We start from the raw sequence: 26,738 nt of genomic DNA, 5'->3' as shown, positions 1-26,738 counted from the left end.
GTCAGCGCGCGCGGCGCGAGAAGAAGGAGATCAGAACCGGCAAGGTCACGAGGATCACCACGGGCGCCAGCATCATGCCGGTGACGACCACGACCGCGAGCGGCTTCTGCACCTGCGAGCCGATGCCTTCCGACAGCGCCGCCGGCAGCAGGCCGACGCCCGCGACGACGCAGGTCATCAGCACCGGACGAAGCTGCAATTCACCGGTCCGCACCACCGCGCTCATGCGGTCCATGCCTTCCTCGATGAGCTGGTTGAACTGCGACAGGATGATGATGCCGTCCATCACGGCAATGCCGAACAGCGCGATGAATCCGATCGCCGCGGAGACGCTGAATGCCGTGCCGGAAATCAAGAGGCCCAGCACTCCGCCGAAGATCGCCATCGGGATCACGCTCATCGCGAGCAGCGTGTCGGTCATCGAGCCGAAATTGAACCAGAGCAGGATGCCGATCAGCGCCAGCGAGATTGGCACCACGATCGACAGCCGCCGGATCGCGTCCTGGAGATTGCCGAACTCGCCGACCCATTCCATGTGCGAGCCCGGCGGCAGCTGCACCTGCTCGGCGATCTTCTGCTGCGCCTCGCGGATGGCGCTGCCGAGATCGCGCTCGCGCACCGAGAACTTGATCGGCAGATAGCGCTCCTGCTGCTCGCGATAGATGTAGGCGGCGCCGGAGACGAGGCTGATATTGGCGACCTCGCTCAGGGGGATCTGCGTGACGGTGCCGTTCGGCCCCGGCGCGCCGATCCGCAAATTCTGGATCGCCTCCGCGCTTCTGCGGTATTCCGGCGCGAGGCGGACGATGATCGGGAAGTGGCGGTCGCTGCCCGGCTCATAGAGATCGCCCGCAGTGTCGCCGCCGATCGCGACCTTGATCGTGGCGTTGATGTCGCCGGGGGCGAGGCCATAGCGCGCGGCCTTGGCGCGGTCGATGTCGATCTGGATGGTCGGCTGGCCGAGCGAAGTGAACACCGCAAGGTCGGTGACGCCCTGTACGGTGGCCAGCACCGATTTGATCTTGTTGGCGGTGTCGGTCAGCGCCTGGAGGTCGCTGCCGAACAGCTTGATCGAGTTCTCGCCCTTCACGCCGGAGACGGCCTCGGAGACGTTGTCCTGGAGATATTGCGAGAAGTTGAACTCGACACCGGGGAAGCGGTCGTCGAGCTGCTTGAGCAGCTCGGCGGTCAGCTCCTCCTTGTCGCGCGTGCCGGGCCATTGGCTCGCAGGCTTGAGCGGCGCGAAGAACTCGGCGTTGAAGAAGCCGGCCGCGTCGGTGCCGTCGTCGGGACGGCCGTGCTGCGACACCACGGACTCGACCTCAGGCCGGGCGCGGATGACCTTGCGCATCTCGTTGACGTAGGTGTTGCCTTCCTGGAGCGAGATGGTCGGCGGCAGCGTGGCGCGGATCCAGAGATTGCCCTCTTCCAGCTTTGGCAGAAATTCGAGACCGAGCAGCCGGCCGAGCGCCACCGTCATCAGCACGAGGCCGACGGCGCCGCCGAGCACGATGTTTCGATTGGCGACTGCCCAATGCAGCAGCGGCGAATACAACCGGTGCAGGATCAGCATCACCTTCGTCTCGGTCTCCTCGACATGGGCGGGCAGGATGATCGCGGATAGCGCCGGGGTGACGGTGAACGTCGCAAGCAGCCCGCCGGCCAGCGCATAGGCGTAGGTGCGCGCCATCGGCCCGAAGATGTTGCCCTCGACGCCCGATAGCGTGAACAGCGGCAGGAAGGCCGCGATGATGATTGCCGCTGCAAAGAAGATTGAGCGCGAAACGTCCGCCGCGGCGCTGAGGATGGCATGGCTCTTCATGCCGAACAGCGTCTCATTCGACATCTGCTCGGTTTCCGACATCGGCGTCGTCTGGGTCAGGCGGCGGAAGATCGCCTCCACCATGATGACGGTGGCATCGACGATCAAGCCAAAATCGATGGCGCCGACCGACAGCAGGTTCGCCGATTCTCCGCGGAGCACCAGGATGATAACGGCGAAGAACAGCGCGAACGGAATGGTGGCGCCGACGATCAGCGCGCTGCGCAAATCACCGAGGAAGATCCACTGCAACAGCACGATGAGCATAATGCCGACCACCATGTTGTGCAGCACGGTGTGGGTGGTGAGCTCAATCAGGTCCCCGCGGTCGTAGATGCGCTCGATGCGCACGCCGGGCGGCAGGATGCTGGAGTTGTTGATGGTTTGAACGAGTTGGTGGACGCGCTTGATGGTCGGCGAGCTCTGCTCGCCGCGCCGCATCAGGACGATGCCCTGTACGATGTCGTCGGACTCGTCGAGGCCGGCAATGCCGAGACGGGGCTTCTGACCGACGGTTACGGTGGCGACGTCCTTGACCAGCACCGGATTGCCGCCGGACTGCGCCACCATGGTGTTGGCGAGGTCGTCGATCGACCGGATCAGGCCGACGCCGCGCACCACGGCCGATTGCTGGCCGATATTGACGGTATTGCCGCCGACATTGACGTTGGAATTGCCGACCGCCTGGAGCAATTGCGGCAGCGTCAGGCCGTTGGCGACCAGCTTGTTGAAATCGACCTGGAGCTCGTAGGTCTTGCTCCTGCCGCCCCAGCCGGTGACGTCGATGACGCCGGGTACGGCGCGGAAGCGGCGCTGCAGGATCCAGTCCTGGATGGTCTTGAGGTCGAGCACGCTGTAGTTCGGCGGACCCACCAGACGATACCTGAAGATTTCGCCGATCGGGCTGAGCGGCGAGATCTGCGGCTGCACGTTGCCGGGCAGCGGCGCGAGCTGCGCCAGCCGGTTCAGCACCTGCTGCAGCGCCTCGTCATAGGTGTAGGCGAAGGAGAACTGGAGTTTGATGTCGGAGAGGCCGTAGAGCGAGATGGTGCGGATGGTCGTGAGGTTCTTCAGGCCGGCGACCTGGGTCTCGATCGGGATCGTGATGTAGCGCTCGATCTCCTCGGCCGACAGGCCCGGACTCTGGGTCACGATGTCGACCATCGGCGGGGTCGGATCGGGATAGGCTTCGATGTTGAGCTGGTTGAACGCGATCAGGCCGCCGATCAGGACGGCGACGAACATGCCGACCATTAGGAAGCGCCGGTTGACGGCAAGAGCAACGAGGCGATCCATCAGGTCTTCAGTTTTCTTGGGTCGTCGATCAGCTGCCGGACGCCGCGCGGTCGATGAACAGGCTGCCCTTGGTGACGATCTGCTCGCCGGGTTTCAGATTGCTGGTGACCTCGACGAGGTTGCCGTTGATGAGGCCGATCTTGATCTGGCGCAGCTCGACCGATTTATCTTCGCGCGCGACCCAGATGCGGACCTTGTCGGCTTCATAGATCAAAGCCTGTTTCGGCACCGCCGGTGCGGCACGGTCGCCGGCCGAGTAGATCGTGACGTTGGCGAACATCTCCGGCTTGAGCAGGCCGTCCTTGTTGTCGATGGTGGCGCGGACCAGGAGGCGGCGTGTGCTGGGATCGATCGCGGCGGCGACGTAGTTGATCCTGGCGGTCAGCGGCCGACCCGGTAGCGCCATCACGTTGACGGTGATGTCCTGACCGATGCACACCGCGGCCGCATCGCTCTCGCGCACGAACGCGGTGAGCCAGACCGTGGAGAGGTCGCCGATCACGAAGACCGGATCGCTGGCACCGGAACTGACGTACTGGCCGGGGCCGATCTTGCGCTGCACGACGGTGCCTGCGATCGGCGAATAGATCGTGATTTCCGGATTGATCGCGCCCTTCTCCTGGAACGCCTTGATGGTCTCGTCGGTGAAACCGAGGATGCGCAGCTTGTTGCGCGCGGCTTCCAGCGCCGTCCCCGAGGAACGCATGTCGTTCTGCGCCTGGACCTGGGTCGCTTCCGCCTGCTGATAGTCCTTCAGCGGAATGGCATGCCCCTCATAGAGATCCTTGGCGCGCTTGAATTGGATGTCGGAGAGCTCGAGCGCCGACCTCGCCTTGTTCTGCGACGTCATCGCCGCAACGAAATCGTTCTGGGCCTGCACGGTGTCGGCGGCTTCGATCGTGAACAGCGGTTGGCCTTGCTTCAGGGTCTCGCCCGGCTTGGCGAGCAGCTTGGTGACCCGGCCCGCATAGGGCGAGAACACCGGCGTCGAGCGGTCCTCGTCGACCGCGACCTTGCCCTCGGTGACATACTCGGCCCGGAAGCTCTTGGCCTTGACCGGCTCGATCGTCAGCGTTGCCCATTCGGACGGCGTCGGCGTGAAGGTCTGAGCATTCCTGCGCGATTGGCTGGAAATGTCGGAGTGCTTCTTTTCCTTGGGCCCCGCCTGGAGGAAGCCGTAGGCCCCGGCACCGACGAGAGCTAGTAAAACTACGGAGGTGATCACCCGTGGTTTTGTAAGCACCTGCAATCGCTTGGTATTTTCAACTACCATTGAGCCCGGTTGTGTCTGCGACGATCTCGGCAAATGACTGCCTCATCGGTCGCGCTAATAGTGCTGAATTCAGATTTCAGACAACCTAAAAAACGCTGGGCGCCTCTCGGTTGGCGTTAAAAATTTGCGACGTGTCAGCTTCATGTCAGCTTCGCGCCGGCCACTGTGCCGGATGACTGCCGAGCGGCATCGCAGGACGGCTCCATTGTGCCGGCGTTGTCGATAGCACCGCCGAATGACGCACCGCCTTCAACGTGCCGAAGCCAGATGGCATGCTTTCGATGAACGCTGCATGTACAGCGTCCCCCGTAAGATCCGGGGTGTTCAGTCCGCCGTCAAGGCGGCCGAGATTCCATAGCCAGCGTCCGGTCTGCGCCAGCGATACGCGCACGTGCCAGCTGCCGCCTTCGCGGGCCTGGCGCGCCTTGGCCACCATGGCGCCGAACGCCATCAGATAACCGGTGGCGTGGTCGAGCATCTGCGCCGGCAATTCCTTGGGACCGTCGATGCCGGCGGCCTGCCCCTCCGCCTGGTTGAAGCCGGTCGTGGTCTGCACCAGTGAATCGAAGCCGCGCCGCTCCGCCCAGGGGCCGGCATGGCCATAGGCCGACAGCGTGACATAGACGATGCCGGGACTAATTTGCGCCGCGTCCTCCGGTGCGAAACCGAGAGCGGCGAGCGCGCGCGGACGATAGCCTTGCGAGAAGACGTCGGCGTCTTTCAACAGCGCGCGCAATTGCGCCCTGCCCGCTTCGCTCTTCAGTTCGATGAAGGTGGTGAGCTTGCCGCGGCCGGTGTCGATGGTGAGCCAGGGGATGGCGGGTAATTCAGGCCCCGAGACGAGCAGCACGTCCGCGCCGTGCGCAGCGAGCGTGCGGCCCGCGACAGGGCCTGCGATGACGCGCGAGAGATCGAGCACGCGGAGGCCCGCGAGCGGACGATCGCTGTTCGACAATCCTTGGGGCCACGGTTTCGCCGGGGCCTCGCCGATCTTCTCGATCGAGACCAGCGGCAGTTCGGCGAGCGCACGCGCCTGCGGCAGCGCCGACCATTCGTCGTAGCTGCGCATCAGGGCGACGACGCCGCCCGCAGCGTAAGCCGCAGTTTCGAAATCCTCGCCTTTCCATTGCATCAGCGCCGCCTGCACCTTCTCGCGCTCGGGCACGCAGCCGAGCACGTTGCAGACAGCGTCGCGGTGATGCGGGAAATTGGTGTGGCAGCGGACGAAGCGGCCATCGCCGGTCCTGTAGACGCCGGCGATGGCGTCCCAGGCCGGGGGCGGCGGCTTGTCGTCGACGCGCAAATAGCGCTCGGATCGGCATTCGACGACCGCGTGACGCATGTCGACGGAGACGTCCTGCGCCTCGCCGCTGCGCAGTCGCCAGATTTCGGTGGCGGCGAGGCCGGCGGCAGCGATCGTTGTCTGGCCGGCGACGGCGACGCGAAACGAGGATGGGATCTGCGGCTCCTCGCCCGTCAGCTGCACGCGGCCGAGCGCAGCCGGATCGCCGCCTGCGGAGGTCCAGATATCCCTGAGAACGTCGGCGGAGCTTTGCATAGCCGCTTCTCTCCCTTTAGTTTTCGCGACCATCCCACGTTCAGAGAAAGGATTGCAATGGCCGCCATCGATCCCCTCACCGCGGGCGCCGTGTTCGTCGCAACGGCGGCCACCGACGCGGTCTATGTGATGTTCACCTCGGCCGTAGTCGCGCGCAAGCGCGTACCGGCCGCGACGTGGAGCGCGATCTGGTACCTGCTCTCCTCCTACGCCGTGATCAGCTACACCGAGAACGCCTTCTATGTCGCCTTCGCCGCGATCGGCTCCTGGGCCGGTGCCTACGTCTCGCTGACCTTCCTGCATCGCCCACCCGGCGGCCCGCCGGTGGGCGCGGCGCCGGAGTGAGGATCGTCATTGCGAGCGCAGCGAAGCAACCCAGAATCTTTCCGCGGCGGCAGTCTGGATTGCTTCGTCGCAAGAGCTCCTCGCAATGACGTTGTGGAGGCTTCAGCGTATCCACTCAAGCAGCTACACTTCCTGCGACCAAGAAACAAACAAGGAGCCAAACAATGGATCTCGGTCTCAAAGGCAAGAACGCCATCGTGCTCGGCGGCACGCGCGGCATCGGGCGGGCGATTGCGGAGACACTCGCCGGTGAAGGCGCCAATGTTCGCAGTATGCGCTCGCAACGCCGATCAGGTTGCGGCCACCGTCACTGAACTGAAGGCAAGCGGTGTCAGCGCCATCGGCAGCCCCGTCGACGTCACCGACGGCGCGGCGCTGAAAGGCTGGATCGAGAATGTCGCGAAAGAACTCGGCGGCATCGATTTGCTGTTCTCCAATGCCGGCGCGATGGCGCAGGGCCAGGATGCCGCGTCCTGGGAGCAGAATTTTCGGCTCGACGTGCTCGGCGCCGTGCATGCGTTCGATGCCGCGCGGCCATTCCTCGAAGCCAGCGGCGAGAGAAGCGGCGATGCAGCCTTCGTCATCATCTCCTCGATCTCGGCCGCACAGGCTGACCTCGCCAGCTCCTATGGCCCGATCAAGGCGGCGCTGATCCACATGGCCGAGGGACTGGCGCGGCAATATGCGAAGAAGAAGATCCGCGTCAACGTGGTGTCGCCCGGCACCGTCTATTTCAAGGGCGGCGTCTGGAACATGATCGAGCAGAACATGCCTGAGCGCTACAAGGATGCGATGAGCCGCAATCCGACCGGCCGCATGGCCACGCCGCAGGAAATCGCGAGCGCGGCGGTGTTCTTGGCGAGCCCGGTGTCATCGTTCACGACCGGGTCCAATCTCGTCGTGGACGGCGCGATTTCGAACCGGGTGAATTTTTAGGGGCGACAAGGTTCGTAACCGCCCCGTCATCCTGAGGTGCGAAGCTTGCGATGCAAAGCATCGCAGGCTGAGCCTCGAAGGATGAACGGCCACGATGCAGCCGGGCCGTCGCCCTTCGAGGGCCGCTGAAGAAGCGGCCGCCTCAGGGTGACGGCGAGAGATTGCGCGAGCTGAACAACCTCAATGAAAATCTCGCGACGGCGGCAGGATGCGGACGTTGCGGGGATGGCGGATTTTTTGCGCGGGGGTATCGGCGTGAGCGCGGGGGTCGTCGTTGAGGGGCTCGATCAGGTCGGCGCCTGACGGCACCGGATGCTTGCGGCTTAAGGCATCGTTGGCGAGGCCGATCAGATCGTGCGAGCGATCGATCATGCGCTGGGCGATGAGATGCGTCACCTTTTCGGGGCTGCTCTGGATATAGCCTTCGACCAGGATGAGGCGCGCGCCCATCACCTCTTTGCGGTACTGCTCCATGATCTTGGGCCACACCACGACATTGGCGATGCCGGTTTCGTCCTCCAGCGTCATGAACACGACGCCGCTGGCGCTACCCGGCCGCTGCCGCACCAGCACGACGCCGGCGCAGCGAACGCGGCGCCGCTCGTTCTCATGGCTGACATCCTTGCAGGCGATGACGCGCTCGCGCGAGAACATCTCGCGGAGGAACTCCATCGGATGTCCCTTCAGCGACAACCGGATGGTCTGATAGTCGGCGACCACTTGCTCGGCGCGCGGCATCACCGGCAATGGTTTTGCGTGCTCGTCCGGCTGCTCGCGCGCGGTGGCTGCCTCGAACAATGGCAGCGGCACGTCGTCGGGCAGCCGCCGCACCTGCCATAGCGCCTCGCGACGGTCGAGCCCGAGCGAGCGGAACGCGTCGGCATCCGCCAGCAGGATCAGCGCGCGCTTGGGCAGGCCGGTATCGCGCGCAAAATCTTCGAGCGAGGTGAAGGGACGGCGGTTGCGGGCGGCGACGATGCGATCGGCCCAGTCCTGGGCTCTCTCCGTATTGTTCTGAGCTACCTCCCCATCGTCATTCCGGGGCGCGCCACTTGGCGCGAGCCCGGAATCCATTCCTCCTCCAGGCGTACGCGGCCTCATGGATTCCGCGTTCGCGCTTCCGCCTTCACTCTCAGAGCTTCGGCGGATAGGCCGCGCCCCCCGGAATGACAGCTGGGAGCGTTTCAAGCGCTCCTCATCCTCGTCCAGCCAGTGGAAGCCGTCGATCTGGCGGAAACCGAGGCGCACGGCGCAATATTTGTCTTTCCCCTGCTCCAGCGTGTTCTGCGCAAAGCTGTAGGACACGTCGATGTCACGCACCTCGACGCCGTTCTTGCGGGCATCGCCGACGATCTGTGCCGGGGCATAAAAGCCCATCGGCTGCGAGTTCAAGAGGCCGCAGCAGAAGGCGTCGGGATGGTAATGCTTCAGCCATGAAGAGATATAGACGAGCTGCGCGAAGCTCGCGGCGTGGCTCTCGGGGAAACCGTAGGAGCCGAAGCCCTTGATCTGGTCGAAGCAGCTTCTGGCGAAGTCGGCATCATAGCCGCGCGCGACCATGTTGCCGATCAGCTTGTCCTCATATTTGCCGATGGTACCGACATTGCGGAAGGTCGCCATCGAGCGGCGCAGGCCATTGGCTTCCTCAGAGGTGAATTTTGCCGCCTCGATCGCGATCCGCATCGCCTGCTCCTGGAACAGAGGCACGCCCTTGGTCTTGTGCAGCACCTTGTAGAGCTCGTCCGCAGGACCATGCTCGGGCGACGGCGAGGGATAACGCACCTCCTCCTGACCGTTCCGCCGCCGTAAGTAGGGATGCACCATATCGCCCTGGATCGGCCCCGGACGTACGATCGCGACTTCGATGACGAGATCGTAGAAGGTGCGCGGCTTCAGGCGCGGCAGCATGTTCATCTGCGCGCGGCTCTCGACCTGGAACACGCCGAGGGATTCCCCGTCGCAAAGCATGTCATAGACTTTGGGATCGTCCTGCGGAACGCTCGCCAGCACCCAGCGCTCGCCCTTGTGCTCCGCGATCAAATCGAAACATTTGCGGATACAGGTCAGCATGCCCAGCGCCAGCACGTCGACCTTCATCATGCTGAGCGCATCGACGTCGTCCTTGTCCCATTCGATGAAGGTACGGTCGTCCATCGCGGCATTGCCGATCGGCACATAAGTGTCGAGCCGGTCCTGCGTCAGCACATAGCCGCCAACATGCTGGGAGAGATGGCGCGGGAATTCGATCAGCTCGGTTGCGAGCTCGACCGCGAGGTTGATCATGGGATTGTTGGGATCGAGTCCGGCCTGCCTGACCTGCATGTCATTGAGGCCCTTGCCCCAGCTTCCCCAGACGGTGTCGGCGAGCGCGGCAGTGACGTCCTCGGTCAGGCCCAGCGCCTTGCCGACGTCGCGAATGGCGCTGCGCGGGCGGTAATGGATGACGGTAGCGATGATCGCGGCGCGGTGACGGCCATAGCGGCGATAGACATATTGCATCACCTCCTCGCGCCGCGAATGCTCGAAATCGACGTCGATATCAGGCGGCTCCAGCCGCTCCTTGGAGATGAAGCGCTCGAACAACAGATCGACCTTGGTCGGATCGACCGAGGTGATGCCGAGCACGTAACACACGGCCGAGTTCGCCGCCGATCCCCGCCCCTGGCACAGGATATTCTGGCTGCGCGCGTAGCGCACGATGTCGTGCACGGTGAGGAAGTAATGCGCGTATTTCAGCTCGGCGATCAGCGCGAGCTCTTTCTTCAGCGTCGCGTACAGTTTCTCGTCGATTTTGGTGATGCCGCCGAAATATTTGTCGACACCCCCCCAGGTCAGGTCCTCCAGATGCCCTTGCGCGGTCTTGCCCGGCGGCACCGGCTCGTCCGGATATTGGTATTTGAGCTGATCGAGCGAGAAGTCGATTGCGTCTGCAAAGCGCATGGTCTCCGCGACAGCCTCGGGGAAATCGCGGAACAGCCGCGACATCTCCCTGGGCGTCTTCAAGAACCGCTCGGCATTGGCTTCCAGCTTCCGTCCGACCGCCTCGATCGTGGTCTTTTCCCGGATGCAGGTCAGCACGTCCTGCAAAGGACGGCGCGCCGGATGATGATAGAGCACCTCGTTGGTCGCGAGCAGCGGCACTCGTGCTTCTGCCGCGAGATCATCGAGCCGCGCCAGCCGGCGCCGGTCGTCGCCACGATAGATCAGGCTCGCCGCCAGCCACACGCCCTCGGCGCGGCTGTCCTTGAGTTTCGCAAGAACATCCAGCGCCTGCGCGGGTTCGAAACGATGCGGCAGCGTCAGGACCAGGAGCTGACCTTCCGAAAACGCGAGGAGATCGGCGAAGGTGAGACGGCATTCCCCCTTCTCGATCCGTGTGACGTCGTCGCCGCGCTTGCCCTTGGTGAGAAGCTGGCACAGCCGGCCATAGGCCGCGCGGTCGCGCGGATAGACCAGGATATCAGACGTGCCGTCGATGAAGACGATGCGTGCGCCGATCAGGAGTTTCGGCTTGTGCAGCACCTCGGCATTGTCGAGCTCCTTGTAGGCGCGCACCACGCCGGCCAGCGTGTTGTGATCGGCGATGCCGATCGCGGGAATGCCGAGGATGCTGGCCTGATGCACATAGGCGCGCGGATCCGAGCCGCCGCGCAGGAAGGAAAAATTGGTGGTGATGCCAATCTCGGCATAGGCAGGCGTGTTCATGCGAAGAGACCGTGCACATACCAGCTGGGAGGAACGGGCTTGCCGTCGTGATCGAAGCACTCCCCCTCATAAAGACCGTCGCGAAAAATCCAGAAGCGCAGGCCTTCGGCATCCTCGATACGGAAATAATCCCGCGTGAGCTGCTTGCCGTCCTGCCGCCACCATTCCATGGCGATGCGCTCGGGTCCCTCCACCCGCACCACCGCATGTAGCGCGCGGCGCCAGGTGAACTGATGTGGCGGACCGTCCGGCACGGTCGCGAACGGCACCTTGATCGGCTCCGGCTTGTCGAACAGCCGCAAGGGGCGCAGCGGCGGCTCGCTCTCGGCACGTGCCGGCCATTCGGCCTGCATGGCAGCGGCGAGATGATGCTGCGCCGGCGCGGCCAGCACCGCGCATTCAGGGATATGGGTGTCCTGCGGCAGGTGCACGACGACACGCTTGCCGCCGATGCGCGCGGCAATGCGGTCGATCAGTGCGGCGAGCTCGTCATTGTCGTGGACATGAGCGTCGAGATCGCGCTGCTCCTGCACCACGATCTCGGTGCGGCTCGCCGACAGCCGCACCATGTCGAAGCCGAAGCCGGGATCGAGCGGATCGGCGAGTGCGTCGAGGCGCTCGCGGAACAGGCGGTCAATGACCGCGCTTCGCGTCACCGGATGTCCGGTCTCGACCGTGATCGCGCGCACCACGCCGTCGGTGCGGAAGAAGGCGGCTTCCAGGCGCCGCGCGCCCTTGCCTTGCTTCTCCATGGACGCGATCAACGTGTCGGCGAGCCGCGACAGCGTCATCGCAATCATGGTGTCGGTCGCGATCGGCTCGGCAAAGCGCTTTTCCACGATGTAGTCGGGCAGCGGCTTGCGCGGGTTGATCGGCGCATCGCCCTGCCCCAACGCATGCGCCAGCAGCGTGGAGAACCGCGCGCCGAACCGCGCCGTGATCTCGCTCGGCGTGCGCGAGGCGACATCGCCGATGGTCTTCAGCCCGGCACGGCGCAGGCCAGTGGTGATGGTCTCGCCTGCGCCCAGCGCGGATATCGGCAACCGGCTGATCGCCTCCGCCTCCTCGCCATCGGCCACGATGGTGCCCGTGGCCTGCCGCGTCAGCGTGCGCGCGCAGACCGAGGTGCCGGCGATCGCCGCGCTGACGGCAAACCCCTGCCGGGCCAATGCGCGGACCAACGTCCGCAACAACGCGGCCTCACCACCGAACAGATGCGCGCAGCCGGTGATGTCGAGGAACAGCCCGTGCGGCGGATCGAGCGCCACCAGTGGCGTGAAGCGGTCGCACCAGTCCGCTACATCGCTGAGCGTCTTCGCATCGGCCACGACATCGGCGTCGAACACACGTAAGTCCGGGCACATCGCCCGCGCATTCGCCAGCGGCTGACCGATATACAGGCCGAGGCGCTCGGCGGCCTCGTCCAGCGCATGAATCACCAGCGCATTGTTGTCCTTGATGACGACGATGCTTGGATCATTGCTCTTATGCAGTCCGACGTTGCCAAAGAACCGCTGAATCCGATCGATTGGCAGGCGCGGCAGCCACAGGCTGAGGACACGTCGACGGCTCACTGAACTGGCACTCATCACATTTCCATTCCATGATCCACCGGCCACATGGGCCATGACGATTGCGCAAGAGCTCGGCATCGAAGCGCGGCGCCCCCCAGGCACTCCACACCGGGCCCGGCGGTGAATGCGCCGCGCGCAGCATCCATCGTGTTTCCGCGGTCGAGGGCATCGGTTGCGCGGCCATGCGCAGCAAGAGCCCGGTGACGCCGGAAGATTGCGCGGCCAGCGTCAGCTTGCGGCTCGCCACGAGATCGAACTGCCTGATCTCGCCCCAGAGCTCGAGCACCACGGCCCCCAGCGCATCGCAGGCGAGCGCGTCGGCTGAGGTGCGCAGTGCGCTCTCGACATCGGCGGCGCGCACCATCACCACGCGGCGCGGGTCGAGACCGAGTTCGGCAAGCCCGCTCATCGACAGCGCGCCGGTTTCGATTTCCGAAAAATCCTGCCGCACCCACAGCAGCGGCTTGCGTGCCATCACGCGGCCCGCAAGCCCCATGACGAAGCCCGTCGCGGCCGTTCCCTGCCGGCCCTCGCAAAACACCTCATGGATCGCCGCGCGTGCAAGCCCGCCCTTCAGCGCGGTATCCGCCTCGCTGTGGCCGAGCGCGACGCGATCGCGATGATGCACGACCTCCGCCGTCTCGATGCGCTCGATCTGGCTGCGCAAGGTCGCAAGCGCGCTGATGCGTGCGCCGCTCATGCTCGCCGCTCCTTCAGAGATTGATGCCGTGGTCCTCAAAAGAAGAACCAACGGCTGGCTCATTTGTTCATGATATGTTCTAATATAAAGCTAATGGCGCCCCGAGAGTCAATCGAATTGGCGCTCAGTCGGATTCATAAGCAGAATCAAGAGGATTCAAGTACCATGTACCTCATCACTCTCGACAGCCAGACCGATTTCGAGAGCTGGCGCAAAACCGCCCGCGCGCTCGCACTGCATCAGATCGCGCCGGCCGACGTGACCTGGAGCGTGCAGGGCCGCGCGAAAGAGGCGGTGCCGGCCGGTCTATGCGAAGCGCCAGGCATTCCGCTGATCGAAACCGACGGCACCTTCAGCGTGCCGGCCAATTTCATCGAGCTCGCCCGCATCGCGGCCCTGCACCGCGACGGTGAACGCTTTGCGCTGCTCTATCGCCTGCTGTGGCGGTTACGGACCGACCACGATCTGCTCGAGACCAGGGCCGATCCGGACGTCGCGCAGGCGACAGCGATGGCCGTCAGCGTGCATCGCGACATGCAGCGGATGCGCGATGTCATTCGCTTCCGCGAGATCGGACGCGAGCACAACGCACATTACGCGGCCTGGTTCGTGCCGGAGCATCACATCGTCGAATTCACCGCCCCCTTCTTCGCGCGCCGCTACGCCGACATGCCCTGGTCGATCCTCACGCCCGACATTTGCGCCCATTGGGACGGCCACGCGATCTCCTTCACCCCGGGCATCAGCCAGACGGAGATGCCCGCCCCAAACCGGTTGGAGGAAACCTGGCGCCGCCACTTTCGGCCAGACCAACCGATCATGCCGGAAGCGCCGAAGAAGAGTCACAGGAACCTGTCGAAAGCCTCGATACTTGAACCGCTGCTCGCCGATGCCGAACGCTGGACCGGCGGGTGGATCACCCCGCGGCCGGAGGCTCCGATGAAACGCAAGCTAGCTGCCGATGATCTCGACGCGCTCCGTAAGGAGGCCGCGCATTGCCGCGCCTGCCATCTCTACAAGGACGCAACCCAGACCGTGTTCGGCGAAGGCCCGAAGTCCGCCAACATCATGCTGGTCGGCGAGCAGCCCGGCGACAAGGAAGACCTCGCCGGCCATCCCTTCGTCGGCCCGGCCGGCCAGATGCTCGACCGCGCGCTGGAGGAAGCCGGCGTCGATCGCAAGAAGGTCTATGTCACCAACGCGGTCAAACACTTCAAATTCGTGCCACGCGGAAAGGTCCGCCTGCACCAGAAGCCGACTACGCCGGAGATCCGGGCGTGCCGGCAATGGTATGAGCGGGAAGTTTCGGCAATCCAGCCCGATCTCATCGTGGCGATGGGCGCCACCGCCGCGCAAAGCGTGTTCGGCAAGATCACCCCAATCGGCAAAAACCGAGGCCGGCTCATCGACCTACCCGACGGCCGCAAGGCTTTGGTGACAGTGCATCCGTCTTATCTGCTGCGGCTGCCAGATCCCGAGACCAAGGTGCTGGAATATCAGCGCTTTGTCGACGATTTGAAAATCGCGGCCGGCTTGCAGAAGAAGGCTGCACGGGCTGCCTAATACTGGCAGCAAAAACGGCCTTCACGCCTTAGTTGTCATCCGGCCTTCAAATCCATCGCGGACAATACCCTTACTTGAAAGTTAAGGGGCGTCCAGACATGACCGATGTTGCATTTGACCGCGCGGTAACAGATCCCGCGCCCGTCCAGCCGGCCTCGCGGCCAAATCTCGACAAGGGCTTCAATCCGCTGACGTTGATCCTGTTCTTCGGCATCCTCGCCGCCGGCCTGCTGTTCGTCGCCTACAGCATCTATGTCGACGTCAACGCGACCGGCACGCGGGTGACGACCTACCTGCCCTACATCCTCCTGTTCGTCGCGCTCCTGATCGCGCTCGGCTTCGAATTCGTCAACGGCTTCCACGACACCGCCAATGCGGTGGCGACCGTGATCTACACCCATTCGCTGCCAGCCGAAGTCGCGGTGATGTGGTCGGGCTTCTTCAACTTCCTCGGCGTGCTCTTGTCTTCCGGCGCGGTCGCCTTCGGCATCGTCTCGCTGCTGCCGGTCGAGCTGATCCTCCAGGTCGGCTCCAGCGCCGGCTTCGCCATGGTGTTCGCGCTTCTGATCGCCGCGATCCTGTGGAATCTCGGCACCTGGTTTTTCGGCCTGCCGGCCTCCTCCTCGCACACGCTGATCGGCTCGATCATCGGCGTCGGCGTCGCCAACGCCGTCATGCGCGGCCGCGACGGCACCTCGGGCGTGGATTGGAGCAAGGCGACCGAGATCGGCTACGCGCTGCTGCTGTCGCCGCTGTTCGGCTTCATCTGCGCCGCCGTGCTGTTGCTGCTGCTCAAGTTCATCGTGCGCAACCCGGCGCTTTATGCCGCGCCCGAAGGCAACAAGGCGCCGCCGCTGTGGATCCGCGGCCTTCTGATCACAACCTGCACCGGCGTCAGCTTCGCGCACGGCTCGAACGACGGCCAGAAGGGCATGGGCCTGATTATGCTGATCCTGATCGGCACCGTGCCGACGGCTTACGCCCTCAACCGCGCGCTGCCGGAATCCCAGGTCGCCCAGTTCCAGAAGACCTCCGAGGCTGCCTCCAAGGTGATCTCGGCGAAAGGCGCGGGCCACAGCATCATCGGCGATCCTCGTCCGGCGGTGACGCAGTACATCGCCCTGCACGAGCTCAACGACGGTACCTATCCCTCGCTCGCCGTGCTGGTGAAGGACGTCGGCGATCAGGTTGCCCGATACGGCACGCTGAGCAAGGTCCCCGCCGAAGCCGTCGGCAATACCCGCAACGACATGTACCTGACGTCGGAAGCGATCCGTTTCCTGATGAAGGACAAGGCGAACGATCTCAACAAGGATGAGATCGCGGTGCTCAACACCTACAAGGGCTCGCTCGATGCCGCCACGAAGTTCATCCCGAACTGGGTGAAGATCGCGGTCGCCATCGCGCTCGGCCTCGGCACCATGATCGGCTGGAAGCGCATCGTCATCACCGTGGGCGAGAAGATCGGCAAAAGCCATCTCACCTACGCGCAAGGCGCCTCGGCCGAGCTCGTGGCCGCCGCCACGATCGGCGCCGCCGACGTGTTCGGCCTGCCGGTCTCGACCACCCACGTGCTGTCGTCCGGCGTCGCTGGTACCATGGCGGCGAACGGTTCGGGCCTGCAATGGTCGACGATCCGCAACCTGCTGATGGCCTGGGTGCTGACCCTGCCCTGCGCGATCATGCTGTCGGCCACGCTCTACGTGATCTTCTCGCGGATGTTCTGAACTTCTTTCCTCTCCCCGTTCTTACGGGGAGAGGGTTAGGGTGAGGGGCTGCATCCACAATCACGGTGAGAGACGGACTCGCGGAGAGTCCCCCTCACCCGGAATCCGCGCTGCGCGCGCATTCCGACCTCTCCCCGCATCCGCCTTCGCCGAGGCTTCGGCGGACAAGAGCGGGCGAGGTGAACTACGACGCAGCCAGCGATTCCTCGACCAGCTTGACCCAGTAGGACGTGCCGTAGACGATCGCCTCGTCGTTGAAATTATAAGCGGGGTGATGCAGGCCGGCGCTGTCGCCATTGCCGCAGAAGATGAAGGCGCCGGGGCGCGCTTCCAGCATGTAGGCGAAATCCTCGCCGCCCATCAGCGGCGGCATCTCGTGCACGTTGGCGTCCCCTGCGACCTGCTTGGCGATGCGCCTTGCCACCTCGGTCTCCGCAGCGTGGTTGTTCACCACCGGATAGTTGCGCTTGTAGCGCAGATCGATCTTGGCACCCGTGATCTGCGCCACGCCTGCCACAACCTCGTGCACGCGCTTCTCGACCAGCTTGCGCACCTCCGGCGACAACGTGCGGATGGTGCCCCTCAGCGTCGCCGTCTGCGGAATGACGTTGCGGGCATTGCCGGCGTGGAATTCACAGATCGAGATCACCGCCGATTCCAAGGGATCGACGCTGCGCGCGACGATCGATTGCAAGGCGGTGATAACCTGCGCACCGACCAGCACGGAGTCCACGCATTTGTGCGGACGCGCGGCATGGCCGCCGACGCCCTCGATCATGATGTCGACCTCGTCGGTCGCCGCCATGATCGGACCCGGCCGGATCGCGAACGAGCCGATGGGGATGCCCGGGCCGTTGTGCATGCCGTAGACCTGCTCGATGCCGAAGCGCTCCATCAGGCCGTCCTTGACCATGGCCGCACCGCCCGCGCCGCCCTCCTCGGCCGGCTGAAAGATCACCACGGCATCGCCGGCGAAATTGCGGGTCTCGGCGAGGTAGCGCGCCGCGCCCAGCAGCATCGCGGTGTGGCCGTCATGGCCGCAGGCGTGCATCTTGCCCGGGGTCTTGGAGGCGTAAGGCAGGTTGGTCTGCTCCTCGACGGGCAGCGCGTCCATGTCGGCGCGCAGGCCAATCACCTTGAGGCCCTCGCCGGCCGGCTTGCTGCCCTTGATCACGCCGACCACGCCGGTCTGGCCAAGGCCAGTCACGACCTCATCGCAGCCGAACTCACGCAAACGGTCCGCAACGAATGCTGCGGTGCGGTGAACGTCATATAGCAGCTCCGGATGCTGATGGATGTCCCGGCGCCAGGCCTGAATATCGGGTTGGAGGTCGGCGACGCGGTTCACGATGGGCATGGAGGGTCTCAAGCTTTGTTGGGAATACAGGACTGTCTACCATGCAAGCGCCGGTCCACCTAACTGCCGCGGATCGAGGGTAGCCCTGTCTTCTCGTCATGGCCGGGCTTGTAGCGAGCTTGTCTTCGCCATCCACGTCCGACTATTAGGACAGAAAGCGCTGGAGCCCCGGGACAAGCCCCGGGCATGACGCCTGTTTGGGTGGACGCAGAATGCCAAGACGGCTCGAAGGTGAGTTTGACTACATTGTCGTCGGGGCCGGCACGGCGGGCTGTATCCTCGCGAACCGGCTCTCGGCCGATCCGAAGAACCGTGTCCTCATTCTCGAGGCCGGCGGCGACGACAACTGGATCTGGTTCCACATCCCGGTCGGCTATCTCTTTGCCATCGGCAATCCGCGCTCGGATTGGATGTTCAAGACCGAGGCTGAGCCGGGCCTGAACGGCCGCGCGCTCGCCTATCCCCGCGGCAAGGTGATCGGCGGCTGCTCGTCGATCAATGCCATGATCTCGATGCGCGGACAGGCTGCCGATTACGACCATTGGCGCCAGCTCGGCATGACCGGCTGGGGCTATGACGACGTGCTGCCGCTGTTCAAGCGGCTGGAAGATCACTTCCTGGGCGCGAGCGAGCATCACGGCGCCGGCGGCGGCTGGCGCATCGAGGCACCGCGGCTATCGTGGACGATTCTGGACGCGGTGGGCGACGCCGCCGAGGAGATGGGCATCAAGCGCATCCCGGATTTCAACACCGGCGATAACGAAGGCACGAGCTATTTCCACGTCAACCAGAAGCGTGGGCGGCGGTGGTCGTCGGCGCGCGGCTTCCTCAAGCCGGCGCTGAACCGCCCCAATCTGCGGCTCGAGAAGCATATGCTTGTCGACCGTATCATCATCGAGCAGGGCCGCGCCATCGGCGTGCGCTTCATCCAGAATGGCGAGATCATCGAGGCACGGGCGAAGCGCGAGGTGATCCTCTCGGCCGGCTCGATCGGCTCGGTGCAAGTGCTGCATCGCTCCGGCATCGGCCCCGCCGACTGGCTATCGCCGCTCGGCATCGACGTCGTCATGGACAAGCCCGGTGTGGGGCGCAACTTACAGGACCATCTGCAGCAGCGCGCGATCTACAAGGTCGAGGGCGTGCGCACGCTGAACGAGACCTATTACAACCTGTTCCGCCGCGGCCTGATGGGGCTCGACTACGCCTTCCGCCGCCGCGGTCCGCTGACCATGGCGCCGTCGCAGCTCGGTATCTTCACGCGCTCGGATGCGACGCGCGAACGCGCCAACATTCAATTCCACGTGCAGCCGCTGTCGCTCGACAAGTTCGGCGATCCCCTGCACCGCTTCCCCGCGATCACGGTGAGCGCCTGCAATCTCCAGCCAACCTCGCGCGGCACCGTGCGGCTGCGCTCGGCGAGCCCGGACGAGAAGCCGATCATCGCGCCGAACTATCTGTCGACCGATGACGATCGCCAGGTCGGCGCCGACGCAATCCGCACGACGCGCCGCCTGATGCAGCAGAAGGCGCTCGCAAAATATCGCCCGAGCGAATACCTGCCCGGCCCCTCCGTCGGCGACGATGATGCCTCGCTCGCGAAGGCCGCCGGCGACATCGGCACCACCATCTTCCATCCCGTCGGCACGGCGAAGATGGGCGCGGCGAACGATCCGATGGCGGTGGTCGACGAACGCCTGCGCTTCTACGGCCTTTCCGGCCTTCGCATCGTCGATGCCTCGATCATGCCGACCATCACCTCGGGTAACACCAACACGCCGACCGCGATGATCGCCGAGAAAGGCGCGACGATGATCTTGGAGGATGCGAAGTAGCATCTTGCCACTATGATCGATCCGCACCGCTTTTCGATCGGCCCGGCCGGCTCCGAGATCGCCATGCTGCAGTGGGGCGAGCGCGGCAAACCGCCCGCTCTTCTTCTGCACGGCACCGGTTTCGTCGCCGACGTCTGGGACGAGGTCGCGCGCGAGCTTGCATCGACCTACACCGTCTATGCGCTCGACCGCCGCGGCCACGGCGCCAGCCACAAGCCCGGCGCATATCACTTCCTCGATTACGCCGACGACGTCTGCCGGGTGATCGATGCGCTGGAGCTGCTCGACATCTACGGCATCGGCCACAGCGCGGGTGCGACGGATTTATTGCTCGCAGCGAAACTTCGGCCCGGCCGTTTCACGCGCCTGTTCGTGATGGAGCCGACCGTGATGGATCCGCGCAAGGCACGCGATGCGTCGGCGGGATTGAGCGAATGGGCCACCGCCGGCGTGCAAGGCGTGCTGCGGCGCCAGGCCGAGTTCGACAGTTTTGAGGCGGTCTTCAAGCGCTACCGCGCCGCGCCGGCGTTCGCGGATTGGACCGAGACGTCGCTTTGGGCCTATGTGAAGCACGGCTTCGCGCCTCTGGAGAATGGCCGGGTGCGGCTCTGCTGCACGCCAGAGATCGAGTCAGCGATCCTGCGGCCGATCTTCGAGGCAATGGACCAGATCTACACCGGCGACGCCCGCGGAAACCCCTTCGCGCGGCTCATCGAGATCGAATGCCCAGTGCGCGTGACGACCGCCGCGGCCTCGGGTGCGATCTACAAGGAGATGGCCTTGCGCGCCGTGTCACTCATTCCGCGCGTCAGCACGCAGGCCTTCGCCGGCATCGGCCATTGCGTTGCGCAGGAAGCGCCGGCCGTCGTGGTGCGGGCTGTGCGGGAATTTTCGGCCTAGCGCTACGACCGCTTGCGAAACCTGAAATCGCAGCAGGCTCCGCCCTCCATGATCGTCTGGCTTCGGGACAGTTCGAGTTCGTCGTTGAAGCCGGCCAGCATGGCATGATCACGATTGCAGTGGACGCGAATGCCGAGATCAGCGAGACCCAGCTCCTTGTAGAACGCGGCGTATTGGCAGCGCGTAACGTTGAAATCGAGGTGATCGTCGGACTCCGAGACCACCTCGACGTCCATGCTGCCGCCGCCCGCCCAGAGCTCCTGTGCCACGGTTCGCAGCGACGCAGTCGTCTTGCCGTAGGTTGCTGCCCATCTCGCGCCGTCCTCGGCGGCGAGCCTGCGGATCGTTTCGTCAACGACTTCGCGCATTGCGCTTTGACCAAACCGGTCACGCAATACCTGAATGAACGGGATCAGCACGCGCCCTTCGATCTTCCGGCGCTGCAGGTGACTGATAACAACTTCGCTCGCATCAACCATTGTCGCTCACCTGTTTCATGGTTCGGTGGGAGCTTGTTTCACGCCGCCATCCCCGGATCAAACCAGATCTTCTGACGTGTTGACTGAGATTTTCTATGCCATGAAAATTGGTGTTTCCGTCACCTGAGTTTCAAGCGGGCATCCGACGAGCTCTGCGTCACGCCCGGAGCCGTCAGCCAGCAGGTCGAGAGTCTTGAAGCGAGCCGGTGCAGCTGTTCGAGGAGTTCGTCCTTCTAACCGGACCTTAGTAACGCCGCCGGATCCAAGCGCGCAGCCCGCTCGGCCGGCAGAAGACCGAAGATAATGCCGATGAGACTGGAGCAGGCGACGGCGACCAGCGCCATCCCTGCGTTGAACTCGACGGGCCAGCCCAACGCGGAGGGCACAACGCGCGTGCAGGCGTAGCCGATAACGAGACCCGACAGGCCGCCGATGGTGCATAGGAGCACCGCTTCCATCAGAAATTGTTTCCGAATATCTTGTGGCCGGGCGCCAAACGCAAGGCGAATGCCGATCTCATTGAACCGTTCGGTCACCGATACGAGCATGATGTTCATCACGCCGATGCCGCCGACCAGGAGCGAGATTCCCGCAAGCGCGGACACCAGCAACGTGAACTGGCGATAGGTCCGATCGCGCGTCTGGGCGATCTGGATGAGGTTCTGAATCCGGAAATCGTCGTCCTTGTGTCCCATGATCTTGTGACGCTGTCGCAGGACGCGGGCAATCGCACCTCCCACCGCCGTCATTGACTGGGTGGAATCGGTCTTCACCAGAATCGTATGCACGGCATCCGGATTGGCTTGACTCCGTCCGGTGGCGAAGATTCTTGCGGACGTCAGGGGAATGAAGACGACGTCGTCCTGGTCGCGGCCGGTGAAGTCCTGCCCCTTCTCGGCAAGCACCCCGATCACGACATATGAAGTGCGGTCGATACGGATGAAGCGGCCGATCGGATCGCTATCGCGGAACAGTTCGCGCGCGACCGTACCTCCGATCACCGCAATCTTTGCGACTGATGCAACCTGATCCTGATTGAACAGCTGCCCCTCCCCTATTCGCCACCCACGGGCTTCAAAAAACTCCGGGGTCACGCCGGCAACAAGGGTTGACCAATTCAAGTCTCTCGCGATGACCGTCTTTTGTCCGCCCACGAATGGCGCCGCAATGACAACGTCGGATACCTCGCGAGCAACCGCGAGCGCATCGGTTGTCGTCAGCGACAGGACGGTGCCCGCCTGCTGTCGCACGCCTTGCGCGTTTTGCGCACCGGGCTGCACCAGCAATAGATTCGATCCAAGCGAATTGATCTGTCTCGAAATCTCGGCACGCGCCCCTTCCGCCACGGCGACCACGATCAGCACGGCGGCAATGCCGATGACAATGCCCGTTATCGCGAGAACAGAGCGCAATATGTGCGCACGTATCGACTGAAACGCCAGATAGACGTAGCCGAGCGATCGCATCAAACCTCCGCGATGGTCGAAGTTGAGGAGGTGCCGAGAGATATCGAGTCGCCGACGATTGCGCCGTCCCGGAGCCTGATCGTGCGCTGCGCGCGCCCCGCGACTTCGGCGTCGTGGGTTACAAGCATGACCGTGAGGCCGCCACGCCGGAGTTCGGCAAGTATCGAGAGGATGGCATCGCGTGTGCTCGTATCGAGTGCCCCGGTCGGCTCGTCGGCCAAGAGAAGGTCGGGTTCGTTGACGATCGCACGCGCGACGGCGACACGCTGCTGCTCACCGCCCGAGAGCTGGCCAGGCATATGCTGCATCCTGCTGCCGAGACCGACCCGCTCGAGCGCAAGGCGTGCCCTTGCGATCGGATTGCGCAGCCCGTCACGCCGATAGAACAAGGGCAACCCTACATTCTCGAGTGCGGTCAGGCGTGGCAACAGATTGAAGTTCTGAAACACAAAGCCGAAGCGCCGGTTTCGCAGTTCGCTCAACCGCCGCCTTGACTGCGCAAGTACATCCTGACCGTGAAGAAAGTAGCCTCCGGAGGAGGGTCGATCGAGGCAGCCTATGATCGAAAGCAAGGTGGATTTTCCTGATCCGGACGGGCCCACGACCGCAACGAACTCTCCCGGATCGATTTGCATGGTTATGTCCGACAGCGCGTGAACGCTTTGGCTGCCGAGCCGGTGCCGCTTGTGGATATGTTCCAGGACGACGAGCGATCTCATGGCTTGCTACGATAACCGATGGCGACCCGCTGACCGATTTGGACGTCCTCCGACAGGATCTGGGTCAGAGAGTCGCTGGTGGCGCCCAATGAGACCGAGGCTGGGTCCAGATGGCCGGACTTCGTGCGGATCCAGATCACTCCCTGTCCGGGGCCGCGATCGGTTGCGCCGTCCCGCACCGGGCGAAAGCTGAGTGCGGCATTGGGAACAACCATCACATCGTGTTGCTCTTGAACTACGATGCGAACATCAGCCGTCATCCCGGGAAGCAGCAGATCTTCTGGATTGGGCGCCGAAATCATCACGGTGTAGGTCACCACGTTTTGTACCATCCGTGCTGCCTTCCGGATCTCGAGTACGCGGCCCTCGAAGGTCCGTCCCGGATAGGAATCGACACTGAACAGCGCACGCTGGCCGGTTCGGACTGCGCCAATGTCGGCCTCGCTGACGGACGCACTGACGCGCATGTCCGACAGATCCCGCGCGATGGTGAAGAGGGTCGGCGCCTGGAGGCTTGCAGCCACTGTCTGGCCAAGCTCGACGCTGCGCCGGATGACTATTCCATCGATCGGCGACTTGACGGTGCTTCGTTCGAGATCAAGTCGAGCGCGTTCGAGGGAGGCACGCGCAACCATCACACCGGCCGCGCGTACCTGCACGCGCGCCTGCGCCGCGGACAATTCAGCGCCGAGCGAGCGAGCCGTCATCTGCGCTCGCTCGGCGTCGCGTTGGGAAACACTGCCGTTCTTGCTGAGTGAGCTCTTGACCTGAAGATCGCGCAACGCGTCATCGTAGTGCGCCTGCGCGCCATCGACGGCTGCCTTGGCCTCCTCGTGTTGTGCGAGCGCGACGGTGAGCGAGGCTTCTGCTTCCTTGACCAAGACTTCGAAAGTGGCGCTGTCGAGTGCAGCAAGGGGCTCGCCGGCCCGAACGATGGAATTGTGGTCGGCCATCAGCTTGGCGACCTGCCCCGAAAGCTGCGAGCTGACCTCGACGGTATCAACGGCTTCGAGCGTTCCGGCAGCGGTGACGTTCTGAATGACGTTGTCGCGGGCAATGCTAACATAGCGCAGATCATCATGGTCGCCGCCGGCAGCTGTGAGCGAGCTGTCCGGAGCCCACAACGGATAGGCAGCGGCAACCACGCAGCCCCCCAATGCTGCGCGCATCAGAAGGCTTCGGGGCGATGTCAATTGATTATCCGTGCGAATGATAATTTCGCCGCATTAGCTCTTGCGGCGCTCCACGCTGAACGTTGCCCCCTCGTTGACGATGCCGCAGGCGGCGTGATCAGACCAGAAGAGCTGAGACTGAACGCGCCGCTTCTGGCCCGCCCCGAAGCGATCGCAGTGGCTGGATTAGGGCACCGAAGGGCTGCCCGTCGGCACAGTCTTCGTCCCGCTCTGCGCTGGCGGAGGCGTTTTAAGCATCTTCACCCCGGTCGTCGTATCCGTTGCCGGGACGGTATGGTCCTCGCCCTGAAATACGCTGCCTTGACCTGGGACTTCGTCACCCGGTCGACCCGGATTGTTGAGTCCATTCAGGAATGGTTGGCTTTCTTGGCCGGGGGTATTCGACAGTCCGCCCGCAGCCACGGCGGTGAACAGATGGTCTGCTGCATAGCTCGGGCAAGAGACTGCAAGCAGTGATGCGCCTGCCGCAAGGATCGCTAGTGTTCTCATCATCATCAACTCCTCTTCAGTTGCGTTCGCCAAGGCGTCAAACTCGGCAGCCTGCGTCATTGGCGAACCTTGAATTCAGTTGATCTCCAGCTGTTCCTATTCTTGCGATGCGAGCTCACCTTCGAGCGAGTTAGTTTCTGACACCGAAGTCAGTCTCGTCGATTCGCGGATGATTGCTGCGGCTGAACGCTGCATCCTGATCGTTGCACAAGCACCAAGAAACGACGGCCTGGCAACGGCTTCCACAGCGCGAGATGGTTGCTCAGCTGCGCCACCATTGGCGTCCCGCGGTGCGGAGACCACCTGTTTCGGGGTAAACCGGTTCTCGGAAAGTTGATTAGCCGGTCCCGATCCATTTCATCTGGAGCCCGGGAATAAACCCGCCCCTCTCCCGATCACCTCCCGGCAAGCCCAATTTCGGGCCAGAGGAGATGCGCGATGAGCGGACACGACCATGGCGAAGACGGCGTCAACCGCCGCAAGGTGCTGGAATGCATGACCTGGGCCGGCACCGGGGTGCTCTGGACCATCACCGGCGGCGTGCCGCGCTCGCTGGGCATCATCGATTCTGCGCAAGCTGCGACCGCGGCTGCGCCCGGCATGACCTTCCTCCAGATCAGCGACAGCCATGTCGGCTTCGACAAGCCGGCCAATCCCAACGCGCTCGGCACGCTGGAGGAAGCCGTGGGCAAGATCAATGCGATGCCGATCAAGCCGTCCTTCATGATCCATACCGGCGACATCACCCATTTGTCGAAGGTCACCGAGTTCGATAACGCCGAACGCATCATCTCGCAGACCAAGCTCGACGTGCACTACGTGCCGGGTGAGCACGACTTCATCGACGAGGAGGTTAAGCTCTATCGCGAACGCTATGGTCGCGGCACCAAGGGGCACGGCTGGTACTCATTTGATGCCGGCGGCGTGCACTTCATCGGCCTCGTCAACGTCGTCGACCTCAAGGCCGGCGGCCTCGGCAATCTCGGCGCCGAGCAGCTCGCCTGGCTCGAAGACGATCTGCGCGGCAAGTCGAAATCGACGCCGATCGTGCTGTTCGCCCATATCCCGCTTTGGACCGTCTACCCGCAATGGGGCTGGGGCACCGAGGATGGCGGCCGCGCACTGGAATACGTCAAGGGTTTTGGTTCGGTCACCGTGCTCAACGGGCACATCCATCAGGTGATGCAGAAGGTCGAGGGCAACGTCACCTTCCACACCGCGCGCTCGACCGCCTTCCCGCAGCCGGCGCCGGGGGCCGCTCCCTCGCCCGGGCCGATGAAGGTCGAGGACGCTAGACTCCGGTCCATGCTCGGCGTTGCCAGCATCAACTTCAAGCAGAACGAGCAGCGCCTCGCCATCATCGATACGCCGCTCCAGGGCTGAGAGAAAGGCTGATCATGAAGACACTTAACCGCCGCGACTTTGGAGTCGACTTCGGTCTCGCTTTGGCCGCGGCCATCCTGCTGCCCGCCACAACTGCCCGCGCCGACGACATGGAGGTACATATCGACAATTTCGTCTTCCAGCCGGCCGAGCTCAAGATCAAGGTCGGCACCACGGTGACCTGGACCAACCGGGACGACATTCCGCACACCATCGTGTCGGCCGGCAAGTTCAGGTCCAAGACCCTGGACACCGACGACAAGTTCTCGTTCACCTTCACCAATGCGGGCGATTACAAATATTTTTGTTCGTTGCATCCGCACATGACGGGGATGATCAAGGTTGAGTAACATCTCGAGCCGAGACATCAACGTCTTGCCCGGCCGGTGGTCCCACGCCGGCCGGGCTCGGACGTCTTCGA

The 26,738-nt window shown here is 63.8% G+C and carries 19 protein-coding genes and 2 pseudogenes; 9 read left to right on the top strand and 12 right to left on the bottom strand.

Annotated features, from left to right (window positions below):
- Position 1: 1 nt before the first annotated feature.
- From LRP30_RS12980 to LRP30_RS12970, 3 genes are all read right to left on the bottom strand, one after another.
- Positions 2–3,118, bottom strand: a complete 3,117-nt coding sequence (locus tag LRP30_RS12980) for a CusA/CzcA family heavy metal efflux RND transporter (RefSeq protein WP_128944810.1) — start codon at positions 3,116–3,118, stop codon at positions 2–4.
- A 28-nt stretch (positions 3,119–3,146) separates the two neighbouring features.
- Positions 3,147–4,391, bottom strand: a complete 1,245-nt coding sequence (locus tag LRP30_RS12975) for an efflux RND transporter periplasmic adaptor subunit (protein ID WP_128934986.1) — start codon at positions 4,389–4,391, stop codon at positions 3,147–3,149.
- 145 nt (positions 4,392–4,536) lie between these two features.
- Positions 4,537–5,949, bottom strand: a complete 1,413-nt coding sequence (locus tag LRP30_RS12970) for a CoA transferase (protein WP_249760558.1) — start codon at positions 5,947–5,949, stop codon at positions 4,537–4,539.
- A 57-nt stretch (positions 5,950–6,006) separates the two neighbouring features.
- On the opposite strand from LRP30_RS12970, the gene LRP30_RS12965 reads away from it, so the two are divergent.
- Both LRP30_RS12965 and LRP30_RS12960 read left to right on the top strand, forming a co-directional pair.
- Positions 6,007–6,294, top strand: coding sequence for a hypothetical protein (locus LRP30_RS12965; RefSeq protein ID WP_091890782.1), 288 nt, complete (start codon positions 6,007–6,009; stop codon positions 6,292–6,294).
- Between the two features lie 164 nt (positions 6,295–6,458).
- Positions 6,459–7,230: pseudogene (locus LRP30_RS12960) on the top strand (SDR family oxidoreductase).
- A 180-nt stretch (positions 7,231–7,410) separates the two neighbouring features.
- Here the strand turns inward: LRP30_RS12960 and LRP30_RS12955 are convergent.
- From LRP30_RS12955 to LRP30_RS12945, 3 genes are read right to left on the bottom strand one after another with little or no spacing between them, the layout of a single operon-like run.
- The gene (locus tag LRP30_RS12955; RefSeq protein WP_249760557.1) at positions 7,411–10,935 is read right to left on the bottom strand and encodes an error-prone DNA polymerase; all 3,525 of its coding nucleotides are present in this window, start codon (positions 10,933–10,935) and stop codon (positions 7,411–7,413) included.
- On the bottom strand, positions 10,932–12,524 hold the full coding sequence (locus tag LRP30_RS12950; protein WP_164934537.1) for a DNA polymerase Y family protein: 1,593 nt from the start codon (positions 12,522–12,524) through the stop codon (positions 10,932–10,934). The genes LRP30_RS12955 and LRP30_RS12950 overlap by 4 nt, the downstream gene beginning before the upstream one ends.
- Positions 12,421–13,209: a DNA repair protein gene (locus tag LRP30_RS12945; protein ID WP_128934990.1), complete on the bottom strand. Its 789-nt coding sequence runs from the start codon at positions 13,207–13,209 to the stop codon at positions 12,421–12,423. Before LRP30_RS12945 ends, LRP30_RS12950 begins: the two co-directional genes overlap by 104 nt.
- Positions 13,210–13,374: 165 nt before the next feature.
- Here LRP30_RS12945 and LRP30_RS12940 point away from each other — a divergent pair, with 165 nt between their 5' ends.
- Together LRP30_RS12940 and LRP30_RS12935 are read left to right on the top strand one after the other, a co-directional pair.
- The gene (locus tag LRP30_RS12940; protein ID WP_249760556.1) at positions 13,375–14,772 is read left to right on the top strand and encodes a UdgX family uracil-DNA binding protein; all 1,398 of its coding nucleotides are present in this window, start codon (positions 13,375–13,377) and stop codon (positions 14,770–14,772) included.
- A 98-nt stretch (positions 14,773–14,870) separates the two neighbouring features.
- Positions 14,871–16,499 (top strand): inorganic phosphate transporter, encoded by a 1,629-nt coding sequence (locus tag LRP30_RS12935; protein ID WP_249760555.1) that lies wholly within the window; start codon positions 14,871–14,873, stop codon positions 16,497–16,499.
- A gap of 184 nt (positions 16,500–16,683) precedes the next feature.
- Here the strand turns inward: LRP30_RS12935 and LRP30_RS12930 are convergent, their stop codons facing one another.
- The gene (locus tag LRP30_RS12930) at positions 16,684–17,856 is read right to left on the bottom strand and encodes a M20 aminoacylase family protein (protein WP_091890768.1); all 1,173 of its coding nucleotides are present in this window, start codon (positions 17,854–17,856) and stop codon (positions 16,684–16,686) included.
- 212 nt (positions 17,857–18,068) lie between these two features.
- On the opposite strand from LRP30_RS12930, the gene LRP30_RS12925 reads away from it, so the two are divergent.
- Together LRP30_RS12925 and LRP30_RS12920 are read left to right on the top strand one after the other, a co-directional pair.
- Positions 18,069–19,688, top strand: coding sequence for a GMC family oxidoreductase N-terminal domain-containing protein (locus LRP30_RS12925; RefSeq protein ID WP_249760554.1), 1,620 nt, complete (start codon positions 18,069–18,071; stop codon positions 19,686–19,688).
- 12 nt (positions 19,689–19,700) lie between these two features.
- Positions 19,701–20,588, top strand: coding sequence for an alpha/beta hydrolase (locus LRP30_RS12920; protein ID WP_249760553.1), 888 nt, complete (start codon positions 19,701–19,703; stop codon positions 20,586–20,588).
- 2 nt (positions 20,589–20,590) lie between these two features.
- Here the strand turns inward: LRP30_RS12920 and LRP30_RS12915 are convergent, their stop codons facing one another.
- Entirely contained in the window at positions 20,591–21,067 is a 477-nt protein-coding gene (locus LRP30_RS12915) for an L-2-amino-thiazoline-4-carboxylic acid hydrolase (RefSeq protein ID WP_249760552.1), read from the bottom strand.
- Between the two features lie 123 nt (positions 21,068–21,190).
- On the opposite strand from LRP30_RS12915, the pseudogene LRP30_RS45240 reads away from it, so the two are divergent.
- A pseudogene (locus LRP30_RS45240) lies at positions 21,191–21,265 on the top strand (hypothetical protein); the annotation flags it as partial.
- A gap of 35 nt (positions 21,266–21,300) precedes the next feature.
- Here the strand turns inward: LRP30_RS45240 and LRP30_RS12910 are convergent.
- The 4 genes from LRP30_RS12910 to LRP30_RS12895 all read right to left on the bottom strand — a co-directional run bounded on the left by LRP30_RS12910 (position 21,301) and on the right by LRP30_RS12895 (position 24,994).
- Entirely contained in the window at positions 21,301–22,533 is a 1,233-nt protein-coding gene (locus LRP30_RS12910; protein ID WP_249760551.1) for an ABC transporter permease, read from the bottom strand.
- Positions 22,533–23,252, bottom strand: coding sequence for an ABC transporter ATP-binding protein (locus tag LRP30_RS12905; RefSeq protein ID WP_249760550.1), 720 nt, complete (start codon positions 23,250–23,252; stop codon positions 22,533–22,535). The genes LRP30_RS12910 and LRP30_RS12905 overlap by 1 nt, the downstream gene beginning before the upstream one ends.
- Entirely contained in the window at positions 23,249–24,421 is a 1,173-nt protein-coding gene (locus LRP30_RS12900) for an efflux RND transporter periplasmic adaptor subunit (protein WP_128944823.1), read from the bottom strand. Before LRP30_RS12900 ends, LRP30_RS12905 begins: the two co-directional genes overlap by 4 nt.
- A gap of 189 nt (positions 24,422–24,610) precedes the next feature.
- A complete protein-coding gene (locus LRP30_RS12895; protein ID WP_128935000.1) occupies positions 24,611–24,994 on the bottom strand; it encodes a hypothetical protein in 384 nt (127 codons plus the stop codon).
- Positions 24,995–25,372: 378 nt separating this feature from the next.
- On the opposite strand from LRP30_RS12895, the gene LRP30_RS12890 reads away from it, so the two are divergent.
- Positions 25,373–26,317, top strand: a complete 945-nt coding sequence (locus LRP30_RS12890) for a metallophosphoesterase (protein WP_128935001.1) — start codon at positions 25,373–25,375, stop codon at positions 26,315–26,317.
- A gap of 14 nt (positions 26,318–26,331) precedes the next feature.
- Positions 26,332–26,667: a cupredoxin family copper-binding protein gene (locus LRP30_RS12885; RefSeq protein ID WP_249760549.1), complete on the top strand. Its 336-nt coding sequence runs from the start codon at positions 26,332–26,334 to the stop codon at positions 26,665–26,667.
- Positions 26,668–26,738 lie beyond the last annotated feature (71 nt).

The sequence above is a fragment of the Bradyrhizobium sp. C-145 genome (assembly GCF_023375135.1).
In the GTDB taxonomy this organism is placed as follows: Bacteria; Pseudomonadota; Alphaproteobacteria; order Rhizobiales; family Xanthobacteraceae; genus Bradyrhizobium; species Bradyrhizobium zhanjiangense.
The sequence above is the reverse complement of the archived record's forward strand: the minus strand, read 5'-3'. Positions and strand labels throughout refer to the sequence as shown.

What these genes read in the sequence shown, in the direction of transcription:
- LRP30_RS12980 (WP_128944810.1), bottom strand. Translation starts at nt 3,118, where the DNA reads ATGGATCGCCTCGTTGCTCTTGCCGTCAACCGGCGCTTCCTAATGGTC.
- LRP30_RS12975 (WP_128934986.1), bottom strand. Translation starts at nt 4,391, where the DNA reads ATGGTAGTTGAAAATACCAAGCGATTGCAGGTGCTTACAAAACCACGG.
- LRP30_RS12970 (WP_249760558.1), bottom strand. Translation starts at nt 5,949, where the DNA reads ATGCAAAGCTCCGCCGACGTTCTCAGGGATATCTGGACCTCCGCAGGC.
- LRP30_RS12965 (WP_091890782.1), top strand. Translation starts at nt 6,007, where the DNA reads ATGGCCGCCATCGATCCCCTCACCGCGGGCGCCGTGTTCGTCGCAACG.
- LRP30_RS12955 (WP_249760557.1), bottom strand. Translation starts at nt 10,935, where the DNA reads ATGAACACGCCTGCCTATGCCGAGATTGGCATCACCACCAATTTTTCC.
- LRP30_RS12950 (WP_164934537.1), bottom strand. Translation starts at nt 12,524, where the DNA reads ATGAGTGCCAGTTCAGTGAGCCGTCGACGTGTCCTCAGCCTGTGGCTG.
- LRP30_RS12945 (WP_128934990.1), bottom strand. Translation starts at nt 13,209, where the DNA reads ATGAGCGGCGCACGCATCAGCGCGCTTGCGACCTTGCGCAGCCAGATC.
- LRP30_RS12940 (WP_249760556.1), top strand. Translation starts at nt 13,375, where the DNA reads ATGTACCTCATCACTCTCGACAGCCAGACCGATTTCGAGAGCTGGCGC.
- LRP30_RS12935 (WP_249760555.1), top strand. Translation starts at nt 14,871, where the DNA reads ATGACCGATGTTGCATTTGACCGCGCGGTAACAGATCCCGCGCCCGTC.
- LRP30_RS12930 (WP_091890768.1), bottom strand. Translation starts at nt 17,856, where the DNA reads ATGCCCATCGTGAACCGCGTCGCCGACCTCCAACCCGATATTCAGGCC.
- LRP30_RS12925 (WP_249760554.1), top strand. Translation starts at nt 18,069, where the DNA reads ATGCCAAGACGGCTCGAAGGTGAGTTTGACTACATTGTCGTCGGGGCC.
- LRP30_RS12920 (WP_249760553.1), top strand. Translation starts at nt 19,701, where the DNA reads ATGATCGATCCGCACCGCTTTTCGATCGGCCCGGCCGGCTCCGAGATC.
- LRP30_RS12915 (WP_249760552.1), bottom strand. Translation starts at nt 21,067, where the DNA reads ATGGTTGATGCGAGCGAAGTTGTTATCAGTCACCTGCAGCGCCGGAAG.
- LRP30_RS12910 (WP_249760551.1), bottom strand. Translation starts at nt 22,533, where the DNA reads ATGCGATCGCTCGGCTACGTCTATCTGGCGTTTCAGTCGATACGTGCG.
- LRP30_RS12905 (WP_249760550.1), bottom strand. Translation starts at nt 23,252, where the DNA reads ATGAGATCGCTCGTCGTCCTGGAACATATCCACAAGCGGCACCGGCTC.
- LRP30_RS12900 (WP_128944823.1), bottom strand. Translation starts at nt 24,421, where the DNA reads ATGCGCGCAGCATTGGGGGGCTGCGTGGTTGCCGCTGCCTATCCGTTG.
- LRP30_RS12895 (WP_128935000.1), bottom strand. Translation starts at nt 24,994, where the DNA reads ATGACGCAGGCTGCCGAGTTTGACGCCTTGGCGAACGCAACTGAAGAG.
- LRP30_RS12890 (WP_128935001.1), top strand. Translation starts at nt 25,373, where the DNA reads ATGAGCGGACACGACCATGGCGAAGACGGCGTCAACCGCCGCAAGGTG.
- LRP30_RS12885 (WP_249760549.1), top strand. Translation starts at nt 26,332, where the DNA reads ATGAAGACACTTAACCGCCGCGACTTTGGAGTCGACTTCGGTCTCGCT.